This window comes from Streptomyces sp. URMC 123 (genome assembly GCF_051386515.1).
Taxonomy (GTDB): Bacteria; Actinomycetota; Actinomycetes; order Streptomycetales; family Streptomycetaceae; genus Streptomyces.
The window spans coordinates 1-5,515 of the sequence record NZ_JBPQTV010000384.1; the positions used below are offsets into that span (position 1 = coordinate 1).

The 5,515-nt window shown below is 70.8% G+C and carries 4 protein-coding genes; all 4 read left to right on the plus strand.

All coding sequences use genetic code 11. From position 1 onward, the window contains the following. Positions 1–167 precede the first annotated feature (167 nt). The 4 genes from ACSNOD_RS27725 to ACSNOD_RS27740 all read left to right on the plus strand — a co-directional run bounded on the left by ACSNOD_RS27725 (position 168) and on the right by ACSNOD_RS27740 (position 5,186). Positions 168–932, plus strand: coding sequence for an IclR family transcriptional regulator (locus ACSNOD_RS27725; protein ID WP_436769814.1), 765 nt, complete (start codon positions 168–170; stop codon positions 930–932). 279 nt (positions 933–1,211) lie between these two features. Beyond that, positions 1,212–1,994: an MIP/aquaporin family protein gene (locus ACSNOD_RS27730; RefSeq protein WP_436769815.1), complete on the plus strand. Its 783-nt coding sequence runs from the start codon at positions 1,212–1,214 to the stop codon at positions 1,992–1,994. A gap of 37 nt (positions 1,995–2,031) precedes the next feature. After that, complete coding sequence (glpK, locus tag ACSNOD_RS27735) at positions 2,032–3,576, plus strand: glycerol kinase GlpK (RefSeq protein WP_436769816.1); 1,545 nt, start codon at positions 2,032–2,034, stop codon at positions 3,574–3,576. Between the two features lie 5 nt (positions 3,577–3,581). After that, entirely contained in the window at positions 3,582–5,186 is a 1,605-nt protein-coding gene (locus ACSNOD_RS27740; RefSeq protein ID WP_436769817.1) for an FAD-dependent oxidoreductase, read from the plus strand. Positions 5,187–5,515: the final 329 nt, after the last annotated feature.

Below are 5,515 nucleotides of genomic sequence, written 5' to 3' on the forward strand. Positions count from 1 at the left end.
TCGCCGACGCGCAGGAGACCTTCGTGCGGGAGTACGGGTTGTCGCTGGTGGGCGGGTGGAAGAGTGCGCAGGTCCGCCGTGGTGTGAGCGGCCGATTCGGTACCACGAGGTCGGCATGGACCGATAGTGTTCAGCATTGTCGAACCTTGGTGGAGGAGGCCCTCGCGATGGCACGGACCATCCAGTCCTTGGAGCGCGCGGCTGCGATGCTGCGCCTGCTGGCCGGCGGCGAGCGCAGGCTCGGCCTGTCGGACGTGGCGTCGGCGCTGGGGCTGGCCAAGGGCACCGCGCACGGGATTCTCCGCACCCTCCAGCAGGAGGGCTTCGTCGAGCAGGACCCGGTGTCGGGCCGCTACCAGCTCGGCGCCGAGCTGCTCCGGCTGGGCAACAGCTATCTGGACGTGCACGAGCTGCGGGCCCGCGCCCTGGTGTGGGCGGACGACCTCGCCCGCTCCAGCGGGGAGAGCGTCTACCTGGGCGTGCTGCACCAGCAGGGCGTGCTGATCGTCCACCATGTCTTCCGTCCGGACGACAGCCGGCAGGTGCTGGAGGTCGGGGCGATGCAGCCGCTGCACAGTACGGCGCTCGGCAAGGTGCTCTCGGCGTACGACCCCGTGGCGCACAGCGAGGCCGCCGAGGGCGAGCGGGAGGCGTTCACGGCCCGCACCGTCACCGATCTGGCCGACTTCGAGGAGGTCCTCGACCTCGCCAGGGCCCGGGGCTGGGCCTCCGACGTGGAGGAGACCTGGGAGGGCGTCGCCTCGGTGGCCGCGCCCATCCACGACCGGCGGCGGATGCCGGTCGGCGCCGTGGGGATCACCGGTGCCGTCGAGCGGGTGTGCGAGGAGGGGGAGCTCCGCCAGTCCTTGATCGCCGCGGTGCGGGACTGTGCCCGAGCGGTCTCCCGGGACCTCGGCGCCGGTCGTTTTTGACCGCCCCCGGTCAGGTCCGACCGGTTTTCCCCGCGCGGCCCCGACGCGCCCCTGTCACGCTTGAACAACGGATCGATTTCGCTGTTCCAGCGCTCTTGACGCGTTCTTGTCGGTGAAGAAAACTGCCGTTCACCGGTCGGCATTGTCGAACACCTGACGACATCTTCGCTATGGTGGGTATTGCCACGGACCGGCCAACGCCCTCACCGAGAGGGCGCGGGCCCACGGGCGGGACCCCGTGGCCTGCCTTCCCCTGGACGAAGGACAAAGGAGTCGCGGGTGTCCAGCTCCGACATCTTCATCGGCGAGACCCTTGGTACCGCCGTGCTCATCCTGCTCGGCGGCGGCGTCTGCGCCGCCGTCACCCTGAAGCGCTCGAAGGCGCTCGCGGCCGGCTGGCTCGCCATCACCTTCGGGTGGGGCTTCGCCGTGCTCACGGCCGCGTACATCTCCGCCCCCCTCTCCGGCGCGCACCTCAACCCCGCGGTGACCGTCGGTGTCGCGATGAAGTCCGAGGACTGGAGCGATGTGCCGGTGTACTTCGCCGGCCAGCTGCTCGGCGCGATGATCGGCGCGGTGCTGGTCTGGCTCGCCTACTACGGCCAGTTCCAGGCGCATCTGAGCGACCCGGAGATCGTCGGCCAGAAGAGTGGTGACGAGGGCATGGTCGACAAGGCCGCCGCCCCCGCGGCCGGCCCCGTGCTGGGCATCTTCTCCACCGGCCCGGAGATCCGCAACGCGGTGCAGAACGTCGTCACCGAGGTCATCGCGACCATCGTGCTGGTGCTGGCGATCCTGGTGCTCGGCGACAGCAAGGGCCTGAGCGCCTCCGGCACCGGCACGCTGATGGTCGCCCTGGTCGTGGTGGGCATCGGCCTCTCGCTGGGCGGCCCGACCGGCTACGCCATCAACCCGGTCCGCGACCTGGGCCCGCGCATCGTCCACGCGCTGCTGCCGCTCCGCAACAAGGGTGGCTCAGACTGGGGCTATGCCTGGATTCCGGTGGTCGGCCCGCTCCTCGGCGGCGCCATCGCCGGCGGCATCTACCAGCTCGCGTTCTAAGCCCCTTCGCCCACCCAGACTTCAGGAGCAGCACACCATGACCGACGCGCACACCGCAGGCCCGTTCATCGCGGCGATCGACCAGGGCACCACCTCCAGCCGCTGCATCGTGTTCGACAAGGACGGCCGGATCGTCTCCGTCGACCAGAAGGAGCACGAGCAGATCTTCCCCAAGCCGGGCTGGGTGGAGCACGACGCCGCCGAGATCTGGACCAACGTCCAGGAGGTCGTCGCCGGCGCCCTCGACAAGGCCGGGATCGGCCGCGACGACATCAAGGCCATCGGCATCACCAACCAGCGCGAGACCACGCTGCTCTGGGACAAGGCCACCGGCGAGCCGGTGCACAACGCGATCGTCTGGCAGGACACCCGTACCGACGCGCTCTGCCGTGAGCTCGGCCGCAACGTCGGCCAGGACCGGTTCCGCCGCGAGACCGGCCTGCCCCTCGCCTCGTACTTCGCCGGCCCCAAGATCCGCTGGCTGCTCGACAACGTCGAGGGCCTGCGCGAGCGCGCCGAGCGGGGCGAGATCCTCTTCGGCACCATGGACTCCTGGGTCATCTGGAACCTCACCGGTGGCGCCGACGGCGGTGTCCATGTCACCGACGTCACCAACGCCTCGCGCACCATGCTGATGAACCTGGCCGAGCTGCGCTGGGACGAGCGCATCCTGTCCTCGATGGGCATCCCGGCGGCGATCCTGCCCGAGATCCGCTCCTCCGCCGAGGTCTACGGCCACGCCAAGGGCGTCCTGGAGGGCGTGCCGGTCGCCTCCGCGCTGGGCGACCAGCAGGCGGCGCTGTTCGGCCAGACCTGCTTCTCCGAGGGCGAGGCCAAGTCCACGTACGGCACCGGCACCTTCATGCTGCTCAACACCGGCGAGAAGGTGATCAACTCGTACAGCGGGCTGCTCACCACCGTCGGCTATCAGATCGGCGACCAGAAGCCGGTCTACGCCCTCGAGGGCTCCATCGCCGTCACCGGTTCGCTGGTGCAGTGGATGCGGGACCAGATGGGCCTGATCAAGAGCGCCGCGGAGATCGAGACGCTGGCCAGCTCCGTCGAGGACAACGGCGGCGCCTACTTCGTCCCGGCCTTCTCCGGCCTCTTCGCCCCGTACTGGCGCTCCGACGCCCGGGGCATCATCGCGGGCCTGACCCGCTACGTCACCAAGGCGCACATCGCCCGCGCCGTGCTCGAGGCCACCGCCTGGCAGACCCGCGAGATCGTCGACGCGATGAGCAAGGACTCCGGCGTCGAGCTGACCGCGCTCAAGGTCGACGGCGGCATGACCTCCAACAACCTGCTGATGCAGACGATCTCGAACTTCCTCGACGCGCCGGTGGTGCGCCCGATGGTCGCCGAGACCACCTGCCTCGGCGCCGCCTACGCCGCCGGTCTGGCCGTGGGCTTCTGGCCCGACACCGACGCGCTGCGCGCCAACTGGCGCCGGGCCGCGGAGTGGACCCCGCGGATGGACGCGGACGTTCGCGAACGGGAGTACAAGAACTGGCTCAAGGCCGTCGAGCGGACCATGGGCTGGATCGAAGAGGACTCCGACGAAGACAAGAAGGAGCACTGAGTCACATGAGCACCCTGCAGAGCGTCCCGACCCTCGGGACGCACCCGGCTGCCGGCCAGAACCCCGGCCGCGCCGAGACCCGGGAACGGCTGTCGAAGGCGACCTACGACCTCCTGGTGATCGGTGGAGGCATCCTGGGCACCTCGGTGGCCTGGCATGCCGCGCAGTCCGGGCTGCGGGTGGCGATGGTGGACGCCGGCGACTTCGCCGGCGCCACCTCCTCCGCCTCCTCCAAGCTCGTCCACGGCGGTCTGCGGTACCTCCAGACCGGCGCGGTGAAGCTGGTGGCGGAGAACCACCACGAGCGGCGGGTGCTGGCCAAGGACGTGGCCCCGCACCTGGTCAACCCGCTCACGTTCTACCTGCCGGTCTACAAGGGCGGCCCGGTCGGCGCCGCCAAGCTGGGCGCCGGCGTGTTCGCCTACTCCGCGCTGTCCGCCTTCGGCGACGGCGTCGGCAAGGTGATCTCCCCGGCGCGCGCCAAGGCCGACAACCCCGGCCTGCGCACCGACAACCTCAAGGCCGTGGCGGTCTACTACGACCACCAGATGAACGACTCGCGCGTGGCCGTCATGACGGTCCGCGCCGCGGTGGAGTCCGGCGCGGTCGTGCTCAACCACGCCGAGGTCACCGGGCTGCGCTTCACCCACGGCAAGGTGACCGGCGCCGAGCTCAAGGACCGCCTGGACGGCAGCGAGTTCGGCATCGACGCCCGCGTCGTGCTCAACGCGACCGGCCCGTGGGTGGACCACCTGCGGAAGATGGAGGACAAGGGCGCGGCCCCCTCCATCCGCCTCTCCAAGGGCGCGCACATCGTGATGAAGCGCAAGTCGCCGTGGAAGGCCGCGATGGCCACCCCGATCGACAAGTACCGCATCACCTTCGCCCTCCCCTGGGAGGACCAGCTCCTCCTCGGCACCACCGACACCCAGTACGAGGGCGACCCGGCCGACGTGCGGGCCACGGAGGAGGACATCCAGCAGATCCTGGACGAGGCCGCCTTCTCCATCCAGGACGCCGACCTCGACCGCTCCCTGATGACGTACGCCTTCGCCGGCCTGCGGGTGCTGCCCGGCGGCCCCGGCGACGTGGCCCAGGCCAAGCGCGAAACGGTCGTCACCGAGGGCAAGGGCGGCATGCTCTCCGTCGCCGGCGGCAAGTGGACCACGTACCGGCACATCGGCCGTACGGTCATGAACAAGCTCGCCAAGGTGCCGGGCAGCCCGCTGACCGAGGACATGGAGCCCATCTCCAACCTGGTCCGCCGGACCCCGCTGCCCGGTGTGGCCAACCCCAACGCGGTCGCGCACCGGCTGCTGGTGGACCGCGAGCCGGGCACCCGGATGGACCCGCTCACCGCGCGCCACCTGGCCTCGCACTACGGCTCGCTCTCCTTCGACATCGCGCGGCTCGTCAACGACGACCCGTCGCTGGGCGAGCGCATCCACCCCGACGGTCCCGAGATCTGGGCGCAGGTCGTCTACGCCCGGGACCACGAGTGGGCGGAGACGGTGGACGACGTGCTGCGGCGTCGGACCACGCTGACGATTCGTGGTCTCGACACGGAGGATGTGCGGGCGCGGGTGGAGAAGTTCCTCGCCGAGCGCTGACCCGGTCCGGGCCTTTCGGCCCGGCCCGGAATCCGACGTTCACGTCACGGACGCGACCCCCGGCCACACGGCCGGGGGTCTTTTCCGCCCCTGCGGGGCGGACCCCGTACCCCCCGGCCGTAGGCCGGGGTTTCCCGCCCCTTCGGGGCGGGGGGTGGTTGGTTGCGGTCGTGCGCCCTGTCCGTGCGGGGGTCGGTGCCGCACCGGGGTACCTCCTCGGCGGCGCACCGTGCGGGTAGTTTCTCCGGCTCCCCCTGGGAGCATGTGCGCCGCGCTGCGGGGGCACCCCGCCACGTCCCCTCCAGCCCGTAGAGCGACGCGCCCGCGGT